We start from the raw sequence: 2,379 nt of genomic DNA on the forward strand, positions 1-2,379 counted from the left end.
TCAAATTCTTGGCTGTAGTGCTTGCCATTTGTAAGTGATTGTGGGTGCATAGCTGAAAAACCATTGCGCATCACAACTTTTTTGCCTAACTGGAACCAGTAGGTGAGATAGCGTTTGACTTGTGCTTCAGATGCCATGGTTTTGTTGGTAATTAGTTGTTATTAGTCAGTTTTAACCCGTTGAATAAACAACTGAGCTAGGAAGCTTCTTCCCCACTGCCGGTATCTTTCCCCTCTTGCCATGGATTGGATTAGGTTTGAGGTGATTCGCCAACATTACCATTATCCGGTAATGGTTGACCCAGAGTACTGAGATTAAGCACATGACCGCCGGTGACTAAGTAGACTGGGTTAGCCAAGTGCCCCAAATAACGCACCACATTTCCGAGGCGATCGCGAAACGCCCTACCCATAGGATATGCTGGAACTACTCCCCAGCCAGCCTCTTCTGCAACAAAAATTACAGAACCTTTAACCTTGGTCAAACTATTCCATAAGTTTTGTAACGTTTGCTGCCAAACGGTATCATTCTGTTCTAAGCAATTGGCAACCCAGGTTCCTAGAGAATCTACTAACAGGCAGTGATTGATGTCAGAATAGTTGGTAATTGTTCCTGCCAAGTCCAGTGGTACCAAAAGGGTTGTCCAGGAACTGGGGCGTCGCTGCTGATGTTTTTCAATCCGGGCCAGCCACTCTGGATCATCCGGGTTGGTTGTGGCAGTAGCAACGTATATTACCGATTTCCCAGTCTGCATCGCCAGGGTTTCTGCCCACTCGCTTTTGCCAGACCTGGATGGTCCGGTGACTAAAATTAAATTACTGGTAAATTTGATACTGGTAAATTTAGTAGTATTCAAGGCTATTGGGAGTTATCTTCGCGCTTGCGCCTAAATTAACAGAGCTTATAGTTAGATAATTGGCATCTTCCTCCTTGAAATCAACTATATTTCCTCACATCAGTCACCGTCAGCACCCCGCGCTGAAGCAGCGGGGCTTCGTGCCCCAAAGCGATAGCTAGCTGACCAGTCTAAGTCCTCCATGGGCTACGTTTTTCAAGTCACGACACCCAAGAATGCGTCGCTAGTTTTTGGCTCTGTCGTTTGCAATTAAACAGTTGTACGAGGGGTAAGACAGTGTTGCAAACCTAACAAGCTTGGAAAACATTGACGAAGCGAACTTAACCCTAGCAATAGGAGTATTTCGATTATGCGTGTATTTGCACTCGACAAAAACAGAAAACCCCTAGACCCATGTCACCCGGCCAGAGCAAGGATATTGCTCAAACAAGGGAGAGCCAAGGTTTTGAGGCGGTATCCATTCACCATTATCCTGGGGGACTTGGACATAGAAAACTGTGTAACCCACTTTCAGCAGCTCAAAATAGATCCAGGTGCCAAAACAACAGGGTTGGCGATTGTCTAAAATCACCGAGTTGTTTGGGCGGCTGAACTGACTCATAGAGGGTTCCAAATTAGGGATGCTTTAACCTCTCGCAGACAGATGAGGCGCTCCCGTCGGAATCGGAAAACTCGGTATCGCCAGCCCAGATTTCTGAACCGAAAAAAGCCGGAGGGTTGGTTGCCTCCAAGTTTAATGTCTCGTGTCCATAACATCTTAACCTGGGTAAAGAAACTAATTCGATTTTGCCCAATAGCAGGTTGTTCTCAAGAGTTAGTTCGGTTCGATACTCAGAAGATGCAAAACCCTAAAATTTCAGGGACTGACTACCAGCAAGGCACTTTGTACGGTTACGAATTGCGAGAGTATCTTTTAGAGAAATGGCATCGAACCTGCGCTTATTGTGGAGCGACAGCTACCCCCCTAGAGATTGAGCATATTAAGCCAAAATCAAAGGGAGGCTCTGATCGGGTATCAAATCTCACCATTGCTTGCCATAGTTGCAACCAAGCCAAGGGTAACCAAGAGATAGAACAATTTCTGTCGAACAAGCCTAGTATCCTCAAGGGCATTTTATCCCAAGCAAAAAGACCATTGGCTGATACAGCAGCAGTTAATGCCACCCGATGGAAGTTGTATAACGAACTGAAGTCAACTGGACTTTCAGTAGAGGTCGGTTCAGGAGGGTTAACTAAGTACAACCGTTGCCGTCAAAACTTCCCCAAAACCCATTGGTTGGATGCAGCTAATGTTGGTTCCGTCGAGACTCTGTATGTTGAGGATTATCAGCCTTTATTGATTACAGCTAAAGGGCATGGAACCCGGCAGATTTGTAGAACAGACAAGTTTGGATTCCCCAAGCGTCATTGCTCCAGAATAAAAATTCACAAAGGATTTCAGACTGGAGATATTGCCAAAGCAATTGTGACTAAGGGCAAGAAAATTGGGACTTATGTCGGTAGAGTCGCCACGAGAGCGACTG

General features: G+C 45.7%; 1 protein-coding gene and 1 pseudogene. One reads left to right on the forward strand and one right to left on the reverse strand.

What is annotated here, in order from left to right; genetic code table 11:
• Window positions 1-250 precede the first annotated feature (250 nt).
• A complete protein-coding gene (gene cobU / locus F6K49_RS41760) occupies window positions 251-856 on the reverse strand; it encodes a bifunctional adenosylcobinamide kinase/adenosylcobinamide-phosphate guanylyltransferase (RefSeq protein WP_293051433.1) in 606 nt (201 codons plus the stop codon).
• A gap of 349 nt (window positions 857-1,205) precedes the next feature.
• Here cobU and iscB point away from each other — a divergent pair.
• Window positions 1,206-2,379, forward strand: a pseudogene (gene iscB / locus F6K49_RS41765) (RNA-guided endonuclease IscB); the annotation flags it as partial.

It is taken from the genome of Moorena sp. SIO3I6 (genome assembly GCF_010672095.1).